Below are 15,735 nucleotides of genomic sequence, written 5' to 3'. Positions count from 1 at the left end.
TAAACGCTTCGATTTCAAATGTCCGATCGAAGTGATGAGTGAGGTGATGCAAAAGGCCATTGCGATGCGGCACGATACTCCCACTTCGATTCAATAACCGTGTTGCACTCAGCTCCTGCAACCGCCAGCCATTACCCATCGTCGGTGTTTAATTTTGCGTTTTTGCGGGAAACTGCAAGCCTCTGTTTAATGGAGCGACCCATGACTGCCAGTGCAGAAAAATTTACCCGCCAGACCTTGCTCGACGTTCAGCCCCTGACGCCGAACCTGTTCACCTTGCGCACTACAAGGGATCCCGGGTTCCGCTTTCGCGCGGGCCAGTTTGCGCGCCTGGGCGTTACCAAAGCCGACGGCAGCACGGTGTGGCGTGCGTATTCGATGGTCTCCTCGCCCCATGACGAGTTTCTCGAATTCTTTTCCATCGTGGTGCCCAATGGCGAATTCACCAGCGAGCTGAGCCGGCTGGTCAAAGGAGACTCGCTGCTGATAGATCGCCAGGCATTCGGTTACCTCACACTCGATCGTTTTGTGGACGGCCGTGACCTTTGGTTACTGGCCACCGGTACCGGCGTCGCGCCGTTCCTGTCGATCCTGCAGGACTTTGAGGTGTGGGAGCGGTTCGAACGCATCATCCTGGTCTACAGCGTGCGAGAAGCTGCAGAGTTGGCGTATCAGGAGCTGATCGCCGGGCTGGCGCAGCGCGACTACCTGGCCGAGCATGCGCACAAGCTACAGTTCATCCCCATTGTCACGCGCGAGTCTCACGCGGGTGCCCTGAATGGACGAATCACCACACTGATAGAAAACGGCGACCTGGAGGGCGCGGCGGGGCTGACTCTCACGCCGGAACATTCGAGGGTGATGCTGTGCGGCAACCCGCAAATGATCGATGACACGCGTCAACTGCTGAAGCGCAGGGGCATGCACCTGAGTCTCAGCCGCCGCCCCGGGCAGGTGGCGGTGGAAACCTACTGGTGAGAAAACGGCGCCGAAAAGGCGCCGTTTTTCTGGTTATTCCAGGTTCCGCGGCCGCTCGTTCTGCACCTTCAGGAGGTCGCGAATTTCCCCCAGCAACACTTCTTCCTTGGTCGGAACAGGCGGCACGGTCGGGGCAACGGCTTCTTCGCGCTTGAGGCGGTTGATGGCTTTCACACCCATGAAGATCGCGAAGGCGACGATGATGAAGTCGATCACGCTCTGAATGAACTTGCCGTAGGCCAGCATCACGGCCGGGGTGGTTCCCTCTCCAGCCTTCAGGGTGACGGCCAGGTCACTGAAATCAACACCCCCGATCAACAGGCCGAGCGGCGGCATGATCACGTCGCCGACGAACGACGAAACGATCTTGCCAAAGGCCGCACCGATGATGATGCCGACCGCCATGTCGACCACATTTCCCTTGACCGCGAAGGCCTTGAACTCACTGATCACGCCCATTGGTTGATTCCTTGTACGGATTGGTTGGTAGCCGCAGTGTAATTCAGCAATTCGGTTTTTGCTCGAAACGGCTGCTTTAGAGCTTGCCAGCAGTCGACCCGGCTGCCGGCGAAAAGTTTACAAAAACCTCATGATTGTTGGGCGCTCGGCGTGTTTTAGCGAACTACTGTTTCAGTGAGTTAGTTCTGAAAGTGCATGTTGGGTTAGTAGATGGTGATTTTCCTTGTTGGCGATGGTGCTGATGTTTCGAGTATTAATTAGGACGCGGCGGATACTGATCAGGAGGTCTGGTACAAGTTAATAGATTGCAGTTGGATGGCAGTCGGGTAACTTGTCCAAAGGCAACTAAGGCTCTCGCTTGTTCCGTATTGCTGCGCGCGTATCCGTTCCAGCTGCGCTATCATCCCGGTTTTTGCCGGGAGTCAAGATGGCCAAGGCCAAACGCATGTACGGCTGCACCGAGTGCGGCTCAACTTTCCCCAAGTGGGCCGGACAGTGCGGCGAGTGCGGCGCTTGGAACACCTTGACTGAAACCATGGTCGAGAGCGGTGGGGCGGCACCTCCCAGCGGTCGCACCGGCTGGACTGGCCAGCAAGCGCAAATCAAGACGCTGGCCGAAGTCAGCGTTGAAGAAATCCCGCGGTTCTCCACTGCCTCCAGTGAACTCGATCGAGTCCTGGGCGGTGGTCTGGTCGACGGTTCGGTGGTGCTGATCGGCGGTGACCCGGGGATCGGCAAGTCGACCATCCTCCTGCAGACCCTGTGCAATCTGGCCAAGAGCATGCCGGCGCTGTATGTCACCGGTGAGGAATCGCAGCAGCAAGTGGCCATGCGTGCCCGGCGCCTGGGATTGCCCCAGGACCAGCTACGCGTGATGACCGAGACCTGCATCGAAACCATCATCGCCACGGCGCGGGTGGAAAAGCCCAAGGTCATGGTAATCGACTCGATCCAGACGATTTTCACCGAGCAGCTGCAGTCGGCCCCGGGTGGTGTGTCCCAGGTCCGGGAGAGCGCGGCGTTGCTGGTGCGTTATGCCAAGCAGAGCGGCACGGCGATCTTCCTGGTCGGCCACGTCACCAAGGAAGGCGCGCTGGCGGGGCCGCGGGTGCTCGAGCACATGGTCGACACCGTGCTGTATTTCGAGGGCGAATCCGATGGCCGCCTGCGGCTGTTGCGTGCAGTGAAGAACCGCTTTGGCGCGGTCAATGAACTGGGCGTGTTCGGTATGACGGACAAAGGGCTCAAGGAAGTCTCCAACCCTTCGGCGATTTTTCTCACGCGTGCCCAGGAAGAAGTACCGGGCAGCGTGGTCATGGCGACGTGGGAAGGCACCCGGCCGATGCTGGTGGAAGTCCAGGCGCTGGTAGACGACAGCCATCTGGCTAACCCGCGCCGGGTAACCCTGGGCCTGGATCAGAATAGGCTCGCAATGTTGCTCGCCGTGCTGCACCGCCATGGTGGTATTCCAACCCACGACCAGGATGTGTTCCTCAACGTGGTAGGCGGCGTGAAAGTGCTGGAAACCGCGTCGGACCTGGCGCTGATGGCGGCGGTGATGTCCAGCTTGCGCAATCGACCCTTGCCCCATGACCTGCTGGTGTTCGGTGAAGTTGGGTTGTCCGGTGAAGTACGTCCGGTGCCCAGCGGTCAGGAACGCTTGAAGGAAGCGGCCAAGCATGGCTTCAAACGCGCCATCGTGCCCAAGGGGAATGCGCCCAAGGAAGCACCGGCAGGGTTGCAGATAATTGCAGTGACGCGGCTGGAGCAGGCGTTGGATGCGTTGTTCGAGTGATTTTTGGCAGTTGGGTCTTCCCTGTGGGAGCGTCAGACTTCAATCAGTGCGCCCAGCTCCCGCTCCAGCTCCTGCGGGTCTCCCAGGTTGAACTCGATCAACCGCCGCAGGCGCTCGATGGATTCCAGGCTGATGTGGCGGCAGACAAACCCCAGTTGGCCGCGCTCCTGATGGGTGAGCTGCACATCCATCTTGATCTCGACCTCATCGGTCAGGTGAATTTCGACGGAAAAATCCTGTTGTGCATCACCCAGCCATGGCTCCGGACGCTCGATCAGCAGCCCCTTGAGTGAAAGATCGATCAGCTTTACTGGCCAGATGGACTGCCCTTGGCCCAGCTCGGTTCTGGCATCGAACGCAATACGTGTGAAGCGGCGGCGTTCGGCGGGTTGCTGGCTCATGGCGCGTTCCTCGAAATGTTTGCTGACTATAGACCCGCAGGGTGCGCGGCCGCCAGCAGGGACATGGCTCTAGACCAATGTCGGGGTATGGCCTTTGCCGTCAGGCCAGCTAAACTCGGGGTGGCTGTCTTTCTTGTCCACCCTGGCTGGAATCATAAAATGAAAAATAATAATAGCCTGCTACGCCACATACCCTGGCTGCTGCTGGCGATCGTAGGAGCGTGCGCCCTGGGCGTAGTGGCATTGCGTCGAGGCGAGGCGATCAACGCCTTGTGGATTGTGGTCGCGGCAGTGGCCATCTATCTGGTTGCGTACCGTTACTACAGCCTGTTCATCGCTAATAATGTGATGCAGCTTGATCCGCGACGGGCCACCCCCGCCGTGCTCAACAATGACGGTCTGGACTACGTCCCTACCAACAAACACATCCTGTTTGGTCACCACTTCGCGGCCATCGCCGGCGCGGGGCCTTTGGTCGGTCCAGTCCTGGCGGCGCAGATGGGCTATTTGCCCGGTACCCTGTGGCTGATCGCCGGGGTGGTGCTGGCCGGTGCGGTGCAGGACTTCATGATCCTGTTCCTGTCCACCCGTCGTAACGGCCGCTCCCTGGGGGATATGGTCCGTGAAGAGATGGGCCGCATACCGGGAACCATCGCACTGTTCGGCTGCTTCCTGATCATGATCATCATCCTCGCGGTGCTGGCGCTGATCGTGGTCAAGGCCCTGGCCGAGAGCCCGTGGGGGATCTTCACGGTGATGGCGACCATCCCGATTGCGATGTTCATGGGCATCTACATGCGCTACATCCGCCCCGGTCGCATCGGTGAAATTTCCATCATCGGCGTGCTGTTGCTGCTGGGGTCGATCTGGCTCGGCGGGCAGATTGCTGCCGATCCGTTCTGGGCCAAGGCGTTTACCTTCACCGGGATCCAGATTACCTGGATGCTGATTGGTTACGGTTTTGTCGCTGCGGTGCTGCCGGTGTGGCTGATCCTGGCACCCCGTGACTACCTGTCGACCTTCCTGAAGATCGGCACCATCATTGCCTTGGCAATCGGCATCCTGGTCACCATGCCGGATCTGAAAATGCCGGCATTGACCCAGTTCATCGATGGCACCGGCCCGGTGTGGAAGGGCGGTCTGTTCCCGTTCCTGTTCATCACCATTGCCTGTGGCGCGGTCTCGGGTTTCCACGCGCTGATCTCTTCCGGCACCACGCCGAAGCTGTTGGCGAATGAAAGCCATGCCCGCTACATCGGTTACGGCGGCATGCTGATGGAATCCTTCGTGGCAATCATGGCGATGGTTGCCGCCTCGGTGATCGAACCGGGTGTGTACTTCGCCATGAACAGCCCGGCGGCCATCGTCGGTTCGGATGTGGTCACCGTCGCGCAAACCGTCAGCAGCTGGGGTTTTGCGATCACGCCGGAAGCCTTGCAGGCGGTAGCCAAGGACATTGGTGAAACCACCATCCTGGCACGTGCCGGTGGTGCGCCGACCCTCGCGGTGGGTATCGCGCAAATCCTGCACAGTGTGCTGCCAGGTGAAAACACCATGGCGTTCTGGTACCACTTCGCGATCCTCTTCGAGGCGCTGTTCATCCTGACGGCCGTGGATGCCGGTACCCGTGCCGGACGCTTCATGCTGCAGGATCTGCTCGGCTCATTCGTGCCGGCACTGAAGCGCACCGAGTCCTGGACCGCCAACCTGATTGCCACCGCCGGCTGTGTGGCGATGTGGGGGTATCTGCTGTACCAGGGCGTGATCGATCCACTGGGCGGCATCAACACCCTGTGGCCGCTGTTCGGTATCTCCAACCAGATGCTGGCGGGTATCGCGCTGATGCTGGCGACGGTCGTGTTGATTAAAATGAAACGTCAACGCTACATCTGGGTGACCATGCTGCCAGCGGTCTGGCTGCTGATCTGTACCGTGACCGCAGGTTTCATCAAGCTGTTTGATGCCAACCCGGCGATCGGTTTCCTGTCCCTGGCGAAAAAATACAGCGATGCGTTGGCCAACGGCCAGATCCTCGCACCCGCCAAGGACATCAACCAGATGCAGCACGTGATCTACAACGCATACACCAACGCAACGCTGACGGCATTGTTCCTGTTCGTGGTATTCAGCATCCTGTTCTATGCCATCAAGGTCGGTATCGCCGCCTGGGGTAAAAAGGAACGTACGGATAAAGAAGCGCCATTCCAGGCCCTGCCGGATGCGTAATCGAGGATTGCCAACATGTTCAATGACCTGAGTCGCCTCGGTAAATACCTCGGTCAGGCCGCGCGCCTTATGGTCGGCATGCCCGACTACGACAACTACGTCGAGCATATGCAAACCAATCACCCGGACAAGCCGGTGATGAGCTACGAGATGTTCTTCAGGGAGCGTCAGGAAGCGCGTTACGGCGGCAAGGGTGGGCCCAAGTGCTGTTGATGCACAAGGTCTAGGCAACACACACTGTGGGAGCAAGGCCTGCCCGCGATGGCGATCTTTCGGACGCCATCGCGGGCAAGCCTTGCTCCTACAGTTTTTTTTCGAGTCCGGGAGACCTTATTTTGTCAGCCCCTATCCCAGTCACCATCCTCAGCGGCTTCCTCGGCGCCGGGAAGACCACACTTTTGCGCCACCTGCTCAAAACCGAGCACGGTCTGAAAATCGCCGTGATCGAGAACGAATTCAGCGATGCCGGCATCGACACTCAGCTGCTGGGCGAGGAGCCGGTGCAAGTGATGACGCTGTCCAACGGCTGCGTCTGCTGCACTATCCACACCGATCTGACCAAAGCCCTGTTCCTGCTGCTTGAACGCCTAGACAGTGGTGAGATCGCCTTCGATCGCCTGGTGATCGAATGCACCGGGCTCGCCGATCCGGCACCTGTGGCGCAAACTTTCTTCATCGATGAAGAGCTGCGCGAGCGCTACATTCTCGACGGCATTATCACCCTGGTGGATGCCGCCCACGCCGATACGCACCTGGCCCAGACTATCGCCCAGGCGCAAATCGGGTTTGCCGACCGTCTGCTGGTGAGCAAGCGAGACCTCGTGGACGAGGCAACTTTCACCGCGTTGAGCGAACGCCTGACCCGCATCAATCGTCGAGCACCCATTCGCCTGGTCGACCACGGCAAGATCGACCTGGCTGAACTGCTCGACGTCCGGGGCTTCAATCTCAATGCCGACCTCGGCAGTGGCTTGAGCCTGCGCGCGGTGAGCAAGGCCCCCTCCATCGACCGCATTTCCAGCCTGGTCCTGCGGACCGACAAGCCGCTGGATATCGACAAGCTCAGCGAGTTCATGAATGAACTGCTGGAAGCGCATGGCAAGCAATTGCTGCGTTACAAAGGCGTTTTGAGCATCGCCGGCGAACCGCGGCGGATGGTGTTTCAAGGGGTGCTGAAGTTGTATGGCTTCGACTGGGACACCGAGTGGGCGCCTGGTGAGCCGCGCGAAAGCGTGATCGTCTTTATTGCGGATGATCTGCCGGAAGAGAAGATTCGGGAAGGATTTGCGCGGGTGGCGGCGGAGTAAACACAGTGATCTTCAGCGTGTTTGCGGGCCTGTTCGCGAGCAAGCCCGCTCCCACATTCTGACCTGTGTCTGCCACAAGCTTTGGGTCATGCACGCATCCCCTGCAGGAGCGGGCTCGCTCGCGAAGGCGGCCTAACCGGCAGCGCGATTGCGGCCGGTCATGGAGGGCATGTTCATCAAAAGCTCCTCCAGTTGATCCAGGTGTCGGTTCAGCAGTGTCGTCGCCATCGTTTCATTCCCGCACTCCACCGCGTCCAGGATTCCCTGATGTGCCTGCCAATCGCAACAATTCGCTGGGTGTGCATCAGCCTGTGCAATCGCCAGCGAGGTCAAGGGCACCAGACTGCCCAGGAAATGCGCCAAAGGTGCATTCCCCGCCATCTCTGCCAACAGCAAATGAAACTCTCCTGACAGCCGAATAGCTGGAGCCTGTTCGGTACAGCTGTGCTCCTGTTCGAGCAGCGCGTGCAACCGTTTGAAATCCTGGCGGCCACTGTTCCGACAGGCGAGTTGCACCAGCGTGGTTTCCGTCAACCGCCGTGCATGCAAAGTCTGGCGGATCTGTTCGCGATCGAGCAAAGCGACCCGAGGCCGATGATTGGGCCGCAGAATAATGATCTGCTGATGCGAAAGGCCGCTCAGCACACCACGAATGTCGCTGCGACGGGCGCTGAACATTTGCGCCAGGCTGTCTTCAGTAAACCGACTGCCCGCATTGATGCGCTGGTCGAGAATGGCATCGAACACCCGCGCATAAAGATCATTGAGCGGCAGGGCGCAGGGCAGGGCGCCGAGATTCTGAGGTGAAGCGAAGCTGTTCATGGCCGGTCTCCAGTTCCAGGCGTGTTCAACTGCGAAGGTTGTCGTCTGGAATATTCAATTCGATGCCCATGCGCTGACCTTCCCGAAGAATGTGACGACGCATCTCGGCACTGGCCTGGGCGCTGTTCTTGCTGCGGATCGCCCGCACCACGGCTTCGTTCTCTTCGAGACGTTCGGCCAGGTGTTCCGGGGAATTGCGCAGCACCTCGGCGCTTTGCTTGAGGGCGTTGCTGGTTTGCTGCACCACACTCTGGAAAATCGGATTCGACGTCAGGGTGAACAGCTCTTCATGGAACGCGATGTAGGCATTCACCCCGGCTTCGCTGTCGTTGGCTTCCAGGGCTTCGCGCATGTCCATCAGCGTGAGACGCAACTGCCCGACTTCCTTGCTGCTGATGGACTGCGCGACCAGCCCGACAATGAACGGCTCAAGGGTGTAGCGCAGTTGCAGCACGTCTTCCAGGCTCGCCCCCGCCACCGCACTGTCATGGGACTGGCTGTCGCTGAGATTGGCCTCCAGGACCACAACACCCTTGCCCGGCATGGACCGCACCAGACCTAGCGTTTCCAGGACGATGACGGCCTCACGCAAACTCGGGCGGCTGATGCCCAATTGTTCTGCCAGTTCCCGTTGCCCCGGGAGCATTTCGCCGGAGCGCCACTGGCCGCGGGCCAGAGCGGCCCGAAGTTTTTCCACGACTGAGTTCACAACGGTCGACGAGGTAATCACTGTTCGCTCCATGAGCATTCAAAACGTTTGATGACCGTGCCCGCCCCTGGGCAGGCACGGCAGTGATTCAAAATTCCTGCTGGTGCGCGGGACCGACTGGTTTTCTCGGCTGGAAGGTATAACCCACCTGGCCGGAAAGCACCTTGTTTGCGCGCTGGATATCGATGTCTTTTTCCCAGCGGGCAATGGCCACTGTTGCCACACAATTGCCGATCAGGTTGGTCAGCGCTCGGCCGATCCCCATGAACCAGTCGACCGCGAGGACGAGCACCAGACCCACCACCGGAATCGCCGGGATCGCCGTGAGTGTCGCCGCCAGGATCACCAGCGCCGAGCCGGGTATCCCGTGGGCACCTTTGGAGGTGATCAGCGAGACCAGCAGAATCGTCAGCAGATCGGTCATTGCCAGTGGCGTGCCGGTCGCATTGGCAATAAAGACGATGGCGAGGGTCAGGTAGATCGAGAAACCGTCGAGGTTGAACGAGTAACCCGTAGGGATCACCAGCCCTACCGTCGAGCTGCCGATGCCCAGGTGCTCGAGCTTGCGCATGATCTGCGGCAGTACGGCGTCGGAGGAGGCGGTGCCCATGACGATCAGCAGTTCTTCACGCAGGTACTTGAGCAGCGGCCACATCCGCAGGCCGGACACGCGCATCACCAGGCCGAGGATCAGCGAGACGAAGGCCACGCAGGTCAGGTAGAACAAACCCACCAGGCTACCCAGATGCTGCAGGGAGTCCAGGCCGTATTTGCTGGTGGTGAACGCGATGGCGCCGAACACGCCGATCGGCGCCAGGCGCACGATCATGCCCATGATGCGAAAGATCACATGGCTCAGCTCGTTGATCAGCCGGGAGATGCCCGACGCCGCTTCACCCACCAGGTTGAGTGCGCTGCCAAACAGAACCGAGAACAGCAGCACTTGCAGGATGTTGTTGTCGGCAAAGGCACCTACCACCGACGTGGGAATCAGGTCCATCAGGAACTGCGTGGTGGTGTGCATATGCTCGCCGCGCTGGGCGATGTCACCCATGTCGGCGGCGGAAAGCTGATCCAGGTGAATGTTGGCGCCGCTGCCAATGCCGGTGCTGAAGGCGAATACCAGGCCGATGACCAAGGCGATGGTGGTCAGGATTTCGAAGTAGATCACCGATTTGAGGCCAATGCGTCCGACCTTCTTCAGGTCGCCGGCACCGCTGATGCCACTGACCACCACGCAGAACACGATCAGGCCGATGAGCATCTTGATCAGTTTGATGAAACCATCGCCCAGCGGTTTGAGCTGTGCAGAGTATTCAGGGAGGGTCAGCCCGCAGACGATGCCGAGCACCAGTCCGAGAACCACTTGGAGGAAGATTGAACGCGAGCACCATCTGAGCATGGGAGGAATCCTGGTCGGTGTCCTGGCTGCCGGCGCCTGGGCGCTCAGATTCAGGACTTAATTATTGTGGTCTTACCGGTATGTCCAGTGCAGGCGCAGTCTACGCTGGGTTTTTCCTGAATTTCAAGTGTGCTGACTAGAATTGGCATGACCGGTCTGACCAGCGGCGTAAGCCGCGCTACGGTGGCATATCGGGGGCGAAAAAAAACCGGCCAATCACTTGGCCGGTTTTTCATCCTGCGGGTTTAACGTCGCAATTAAGCGCCGTACACCGGCAGCTTCTTGCAGATGGCCTTGACCTTCTCACGAACGGAGTCGATCACCGCTTCGTTGTTCAGGTCTGCCAGGATGTCGCAGATCCAGCCGGCCAGTTCCTTGCACTCAGCTTCCTTGAAGCCGCGAGTGGTCACGGCCGGAGTGCCGAAGCGCAGGCCGGAAGTGACGAACGGGGAGCGTGGATCGTTAGGCACGGAGTTCTTGTTCACGGTGATGAAAGCCTTGCCCAAAGCGGCGTCGGCATCTTTACCGGAGATTTCCTGCTTGATCAGCGACAGCAGGAACAGGTGGTTTTCAGTACCGCCCGATACCACGTCAAAACCGCGCTCGATGAACACGCCGGCCATGGCCTTGGCGTTCTTCACCACTTGTTGCTGGTAGGTTTTGAACTCAGGCTGCAACGCTTCCTTGAAGCAAATCGCCTTAGCGGCGATCACGTGCTCCAGCGGGCCACCCTGGGCGCCCGGGAATACCGCGGAGTTGAGCTTCTTCTCGATGTCGGCGTTGGCGCGAGCCAGGATCAGGCCGCCACGTGGACCACGCAGGGTCTTGTGCGTGGTGGTGGTCACCACGTCGGCGAATGGCACCGGGTTCGGGTAGACGCCAGCGGCGACCAGACCGGCCACGTGAGCCATGTCAACGAACAGGTAGGCGCCAACCTTGTCGGCGATCTCGCGGAAACGCGGGAAGTCGAGGATCTGCGAGTAGGCGGAGAAACCGGCCACGATCATTTTAGGCTTGTGTTCAACGGCCAGGCGCTCGACTTCGTCGTAGTCGATCAGGCCATTGGCGTCGATGCCGTACTGAACGGCGTTGTACAGCTTGCCGGAGGAAGAAACGCTGGCGCCGTGGGTCAGGTGACCACCGTGTGCCAGGCTCATGCCCAGGATGGTGTCGCCCGCTTGCAGCAGAGCCAGGTAAACGGCGCTGTTGGCTTGCGAACCGGCGTGTGGCTGAACGTTGGCGTAATCAGCGCCGAACAGTTCCTTGGCGCGATCGATAGCAAGCTGCTCGACCACGTCGACGAACTCGCAGCCACCGTAGTAGCGCTTGCCCGGGTAGCCTTCGGCGTACTTGTTGGTCAGTACCGAGCCTTGAGCTTCCATCACCGCAGGGCTGGTGTAGTTTTCCGAAGCGATCAGCTCAATGTGCTCTTCCTGGCGCTGAGCTTCTTGCTCCATGGCGGCAAAGAGATCGGCGTCGTACTTGGCAATAGTCAAATCACGGCTGAACATGGCGGTCCTCAAGGATCGGGGCAGAAAAGGGGGGCATTCTAACCTAACGAGTTTTAGATGGCATATGAAAGGACATCATGTCGCAGACAAGTGGGCTTCATGACGGGATCAGCGGTGATCGTGCGGCCCCCATCGCCAGCAGGCTGGCTCCCACAGTAATTGCGATTGCCTGCAAACTACCTGACCGACCACAAATTCTTGTGGGAGCCAGCCTGCTGGCCATGGCCTCCCTGCAAAAATCTCAGTCGAACTCGAACAACGCCTCGCGCCCGAACTGCGCCTCAAACCCGCTGGCCGGCATCGGCCTCCCGAACAAATACCCTTGAACTTCATCGCACCCATGCTCACGCAGGAAATCCAGCTGCTCCTGGGTTTCCACGCCTTCGGCGATCACCGCCAGGTTGAGGCTGTGGGCCATGGCGATGATTGCCCGGGCAATCTGTGCGTCCTGTTCGCCGGACGGCAGGCCATCGACAAACGTGCGGTCAATTTTCAGCACGTCGATCGGGAATTGCTTGAGGTAGTTAAGCGATGAATAGCCAGTGCCGAAGTCGTCGACCGCAATGCTCAGGCCGAGATTTTTCAAGCCGTCGAGGATCTGCATCGCCTCGCTGACTTCGCGCATCAGAATACTTTCGGTCAGTTCCAGCTCCAGGCACGCCGGGGGCAGGCCGGTTTCCTTGAGGATGTTGGCGATGCGCGTGCCCAGTTGGCCGTCGGAGAACTGCCGCGCCGAGATATTCACCGACACTTTTGGCACGCGAACCTTGGCCAGGTGCCAGGACTTGAGCTGGCGGCAGGCTTCGCTGATGACCCAGTCGCCGACATCAACCACCAGGCCAAGCTCCTCGAGCACCGGAATGAAATCTCCCGGCGGTACCAGCCCGCGTCGAGGGTGGCGCCAGCGCAGCAAGGCTTCGGCGCCCGTCAGGCGCTTGCCGTCGCCGCTGAACTGCGGCTGGTAATACAACACGAATTCGTCTTGCTCCAGGGCATGGCGCAAATCGCTCTCGAGCTCCAGGCGCTCCAGGGCACTGGCGTTCATGTCGGCCTGATAGAACTGGAAGTTGTTCTTGCCGCGCTCCTTGGCGTGGTACATCGCGGTGTCGGCGTTTTTCATCAGCTGACTGAGCTCGTTGCCGTCTTGCGGGCTCAGGGCGATGCCGATACTGGCGGTGACGAAAAACTCCCGGCCTTCAAGCACGAAGGGTTTCACCAGGCTGCCAAGAATCTGTTCGGCCACATGAATCGCCCGGTTCAACGCCATCTCGCGGTTGGCCCGCGGTTGCAGGAGCAAGGTGAACTCGTCGCCGCCCATGCGGGCCACAGTGTCATCATCGTCGACGCAGCCGAGCAGGCGCGTGGCCATTTCCTTGAGCATGCGATCGCCGGCCGCATGGCCCAGGGAGTCGTTGATCGGCTTGAACCGGTCGAGGTCGAGGAACATCAGCACCACCCAGCCTTTCTGCCGTTCCGCCGATTGCAGAGCGGTGTGCAGGCGATCCTGGAACAGCGTGCGGTTGGGCAGGTGAGTCAGGGCGTCGTAGTAGGCGAGGCGATGGATTCGCTGTTCGCTGGCCTTGCGCTCGCTGATGTCGCTGAAGAAGCACACATAGCTGGCCAGGTCGCCTTCGTCATCCAGCACGGCGGTGATGCCGACCCAGGCCGGGTAATGCTCGCCGTTACGCCGCTTGAGCCACACTTCGCCTTCCCAGGTGCTGTGCTCGTTAAGCTGTTTGAGCACGTAGCGCAGGTGCGCGTCCTGTTGCTCGTCCACGGTCAGCATGTTCGGCAACTGGTCGAGCACTTGTTCGACCGCGTAACCGCTGACGCGGCTGAAGGCTTCGTTGGCCTGCACGATGTAACCGGCTGGGTCGGTGATCAGGATGGCCGAGGTCGAGTGCTCGAACACCGTCGCCGCCATGCGCAGATCTTTCTCGGCGCGGCGTTGCTGACTGATGTCGCGACCGACCCCCAGCACGCCTTCGAAGGCTCCCTGGTCGTCCCAGACCAGCACCAGGCGCAGCTCGATGGGGACCTTGCGACCGTCGGCGCGCAGGCAGTCGAACAGGAACAGTTGGGTTTGCACCTGGTCGCGCAACAGCGCCAGTCTGTCAGGTTTGTTCAGCGCCTTGCTGATCCGGTCCATCAGGCTGTAGATACCGGTCAGTTGCTGCGGGTTGGCAATGGTCGATTGCCAGCCGTTCTGGAAGATCCATTCGACGTCATAGCCCAGCACGGCATGCACCGAGGGGCTGACGTAATTGAGTGCCATTGCGCTGTCGGTGGAAAAAATCACGTCGCTGATGCTTTCGGCGAGCATGCGATAACGCTGCTCGCTGTCGCGCAGGGATTCGCTGGCTTCGATCTGCTCGGTGATGTCCTTGGCCACGCCGATGATGCGCGTGACCTGGTCATGTTTGTCCCGCGCCAGGGCTTGTTCGCGCACTTCGAAACGGCGCCATTTGCCGTCCCGGTGGCGAAAGCGCAACTGGCATTGCATCAGCTGGCTGTAACCGCCGTGGCGCTGGGTCTGGCGCGATCGATGATACAAGTCGGCATCATCGGCGTGCAGCAGGACTTCCCAGAAGTAATCGCCCATCTGGTGCAGCTCGGTACGGTTGTAGCCGAGGGTCTGGCCCAGATGGTGGTTGCTGAAGATCATTCGCTGGCTGATGACGTCTTGCACATACAGGTGATCCGGAACCGTGCGTACCACATCGGACCAGAATCCTTCACGTTCCAGCAGTGACAGCTCGATAAGCTTGCGGCTGGTAACGTCGGTGATGCTCAGGATCACTGCCTTATAGTCGCTCTGGTCCTCGGGCAGGCGCAGCACCAGCCACAAGTGCTGATCACGGCCGCTGGCGTCCTGCAGGCGGATCTCCAGTTCGAGCTGTTTGTGCCGCTGCAGAACGGCTTCGAGTATGGGCTGGCCGATGGCCGAGCTGGTCAGTGGATTACCGTCGATCAGGCGTTTCCAGGCCTCCTCCGGGGCATTGACGTCCAGTAGCAGCAGGGCTACCTCGTTGACTTCGGTGATGCGCATTTCGCGCAGCAGCTGTTCACGTTGCGTTGGCACTGCCAGCCAGCTTTGCAACTGTTCGGTGTCAAGGATGCGGGCCTTGTCGAATGCACTCTTGAGCCCGGACAGATCCAGTACGCACAGGGCGACCCCGGTGCCTTCGAAGATGTCCTGATAGCGTCGACGACCCTCATGCAACTGGCGCTGGCGGCGCATGTTCAGCAGCGCGATGAAGGGCAGCAGGGAAAAGGCCAGCCCGAGCAGGCATTTGCCGATGAATGCGGGCAACAGATGCTCGATCACGCGCTGACGGTCGAACAGCCCGCGCAGTTGCCAGTCGCTGCTGCTCAGAGGCACCGTCAATACGCTGTTGGCCAGGTCCTCTGCCGTCAGTTCACTTGGCTCCGATACCGGCACGGCGTTATCGCGGCTGACAATTTGCCGATTGATGCGGTTTTCCACCAGCCACAGTGGGCGGATGCCGGCCTCATTTTGCTTGGCCAGCGATGCGAAGAAGGCCGGAGACAGGCGCAGCGCCCAGTAACCGCGAGTGCTGCCGCTGGGCTGGTGCAGCAGCAAATGGACCACCGAGCCGTCGTCGGCATTGCTGAAATAGTGCGCCTGGGCGCGGCTGCGCTGAACCAGCTGGCTCAGGTAGTCGGCATCGTTACTGTCCACGGCGCTGTCGCTGAGCACTTTCCCAGACGGACTGAGCAGTGCCAGGCTGCGTACATCAGGCAGCGACTGCTGGATTTTGCGCAGCAGCGCCTGCTGTTCTTCGCGAGTCTGTGGCTGCTCGACGATCGGCAGCAGGTTCAGGGCGATCTGCGCGTTCAGCGCCATATTCAGGCTGATTTGAGAAGCCAGGTCGGCGGTGAAGTCGATGGTGTACTGGCGCTGGTTCTTTTGGGTTTCGCGCAGTTGGTCGAGCAGTTGCCAGAAGAGTAGGGCCAGCAGCAGTAATGCGAGTGTGGCCAGCCCACCTTTTAACGTCCCGCGCAGGGGAGAGCCGGCCGCAGAACGGGCATCGTTCACAGAAGACGGTGGAGGCACGTTAGTCAAGCTGTGTAATCCTGCGCAAGGGCTGGGCTGGCGCGACG

General features: G+C 60.0%; 12 protein-coding genes. 5 read left to right on the top strand and 7 right to left on the bottom strand.

Annotated features, from left to right (window positions below):
• Positions 1 to 201: 201 nt before the first annotated feature.
• Positions 202 to 978 carry a ferredoxin--NADP reductase gene (locus IMW75_RS24495; protein WP_205893990.1) on the top strand — a complete coding sequence of 259 codons (777 nt, stop codon included), beginning with the start codon at positions 202 to 204 and terminating at the stop codon, positions 976 to 978.
• 33 nt (positions 979 to 1,011) lie between these two features.
• On the opposite strand, the gene mscL is transcribed toward IMW75_RS24495, so the two are convergent.
• The gene (gene mscL / locus IMW75_RS24490; protein WP_045059326.1) at positions 1,012 to 1,437 is read right to left on the bottom strand and encodes a large-conductance mechanosensitive channel protein MscL; all 426 of its coding nucleotides are present in this window, start codon (positions 1,435 to 1,437) and stop codon (positions 1,012 to 1,014) included.
• 427 nt (positions 1,438 to 1,864) lie between these two features.
• Here mscL and radA point away from each other — a divergent pair, with 427 nt between their 5' ends.
• Positions 1,865 to 3,232 carry a DNA repair protein RadA gene (gene radA, locus IMW75_RS24485; RefSeq protein ID WP_045059327.1) on the top strand — a complete coding sequence of 456 codons (1,368 nt, stop codon included), beginning with the start codon at positions 1,865 to 1,867 and terminating at the stop codon, positions 3,230 to 3,232.
• Positions 3,233 to 3,264: 32 nt separating this feature from the next.
• Here the strand turns inward: radA and IMW75_RS24480 are convergent, their stop codons facing one another.
• Positions 3,265 to 3,633, bottom strand: a complete 369-nt coding sequence (locus IMW75_RS24480) for a PilZ domain-containing protein (protein WP_045059328.1) — start codon at positions 3,631 to 3,633, stop codon at positions 3,265 to 3,267.
• A gap of 159 nt (positions 3,634 to 3,792) precedes the next feature.
• Here IMW75_RS24480 and IMW75_RS24475 point away from each other — a divergent pair, with 159 nt between their 5' ends.
• The 3 genes from IMW75_RS24475 to yjiA all read left to right on the top strand — a co-directional run bounded on the left by IMW75_RS24475 (position 3,793) and on the right by yjiA (position 7,166).
• Positions 3,793 to 5,859, top strand: a complete 2,067-nt coding sequence (locus tag IMW75_RS24475) for a carbon starvation CstA family protein (RefSeq protein ID WP_045059329.1) — start codon at positions 3,793 to 3,795, stop codon at positions 5,857 to 5,859.
• Between the two features lie 15 nt (positions 5,860 to 5,874).
• Positions 5,875 to 6,072 (top strand): YbdD/YjiX family protein, encoded by a 198-nt coding sequence (locus tag IMW75_RS24470; protein WP_028620750.1) that lies wholly within the window; start codon positions 5,875 to 5,877, stop codon positions 6,070 to 6,072.
• A 122-nt stretch (positions 6,073 to 6,194) separates the two neighbouring features.
• Entirely contained in the window at positions 6,195 to 7,166 is a 972-nt protein-coding gene (gene yjiA, locus IMW75_RS24465; RefSeq protein ID WP_205893989.1) for a GTPase, read from the top strand.
• Positions 7,167 to 7,298: 132 nt separating this feature from the next.
• Here the strand turns inward: yjiA and IMW75_RS24460 are convergent, their stop codons facing one another.
• The 5 genes from IMW75_RS24460 to IMW75_RS24440 form a co-directional block, all read right to left on the bottom strand.
• Positions 7,299 to 7,988: a GntR family transcriptional regulator gene (locus tag IMW75_RS24460; RefSeq protein ID WP_205893988.1), complete on the bottom strand. Its 690-nt coding sequence runs from the start codon at positions 7,986 to 7,988 to the stop codon at positions 7,299 to 7,301.
• Positions 7,989 to 8,013: 25 nt separating this feature from the next.
• Positions 8,014 to 8,718 (bottom strand): FadR/GntR family transcriptional regulator, encoded by a 705-nt coding sequence (locus IMW75_RS24455; protein ID WP_045059332.1) that lies wholly within the window; start codon positions 8,716 to 8,718, stop codon positions 8,014 to 8,016.
• A gap of 67 nt (positions 8,719 to 8,785) precedes the next feature.
• Positions 8,786 to 10,099 carry a C4-dicarboxylate transporter DctA gene (locus IMW75_RS24450; protein ID WP_045059333.1) on the bottom strand — a complete coding sequence of 438 codons (1,314 nt, stop codon included), beginning with the start codon at positions 10,097 to 10,099 and terminating at the stop codon, positions 8,786 to 8,788.
• A 257-nt stretch (positions 10,100 to 10,356) separates the two neighbouring features.
• Complete coding sequence (gene glyA, locus IMW75_RS24445) at positions 10,357 to 11,610, bottom strand: serine hydroxymethyltransferase (RefSeq protein ID WP_045059334.1); 1,254 nt, start codon at positions 11,608 to 11,610, stop codon at positions 10,357 to 10,359.
• 241 nt (positions 11,611 to 11,851) lie between these two features.
• On the bottom strand, positions 11,852 to 15,697 hold the full coding sequence (locus IMW75_RS24440) for a sensor domain-containing protein (protein WP_205893987.1): 3,846 nt from the start codon (positions 15,695 to 15,697) through the stop codon (positions 11,852 to 11,854).
• Between the last annotated feature and the right edge of the window lie 38 nt (positions 15,698 to 15,735).

The organism is Pseudomonas gregormendelii, from assembly GCF_017114825.1.
GTDB classification, from domain to species: Bacteria; Pseudomonadota; Gammaproteobacteria; order Pseudomonadales; family Pseudomonadaceae; genus Aquipseudomonas; species Aquipseudomonas gregormendelii.
Note: the sequence above shows the minus strand (reverse complement) of the source record. Positions and strands in the feature narration are given on the sequence as shown.

Bases quoted from the DNA above. Each gene is read 5' to 3' on its own strand.
- radA (WP_045059327.1), top strand. From the start codon at position 1,865: ATGGCCAAGGCCAAACGCATGTACGGCTGCACCGAGTGCGGCTCAACT.
- IMW75_RS24495 (WP_205893990.1), top strand. From the start codon at position 202: ATGACTGCCAGTGCAGAAAAATTTACCCGCCAGACCTTGCTCGACGTT.
- IMW75_RS24450 (WP_045059333.1), bottom strand. From the start codon at position 10,099: ATGCTCAGATGGTGCTCGCGTTCAATCTTCCTCCAAGTGGTTCTCGGA.
- IMW75_RS24460 (WP_205893988.1), bottom strand. From the start codon at position 7,988: ATGAACAGCTTCGCTTCACCTCAGAATCTCGGCGCCCTGCCCTGCGCC.
- IMW75_RS24480 (WP_045059328.1), bottom strand. From the start codon at position 3,633: ATGAGCCAGCAACCCGCCGAACGCCGCCGCTTCACACGTATTGCGTTC.
- IMW75_RS24475 (WP_045059329.1), top strand. From the start codon at position 3,793: ATGAAAAATAATAATAGCCTGCTACGCCACATACCCTGGCTGCTGCTG.
- glyA (WP_045059334.1), bottom strand. From the start codon at position 11,610: ATGTTCAGCCGTGATTTGACTATTGCCAAGTACGACGCCGATCTCTTT.
- mscL (WP_045059326.1), bottom strand. From the start codon at position 1,437: ATGGGCGTGATCAGTGAGTTCAAGGCCTTCGCGGTCAAGGGAAATGTG.
- IMW75_RS24470 (WP_028620750.1), top strand. From the start codon at position 5,875: ATGTTCAATGACCTGAGTCGCCTCGGTAAATACCTCGGTCAGGCCGCG.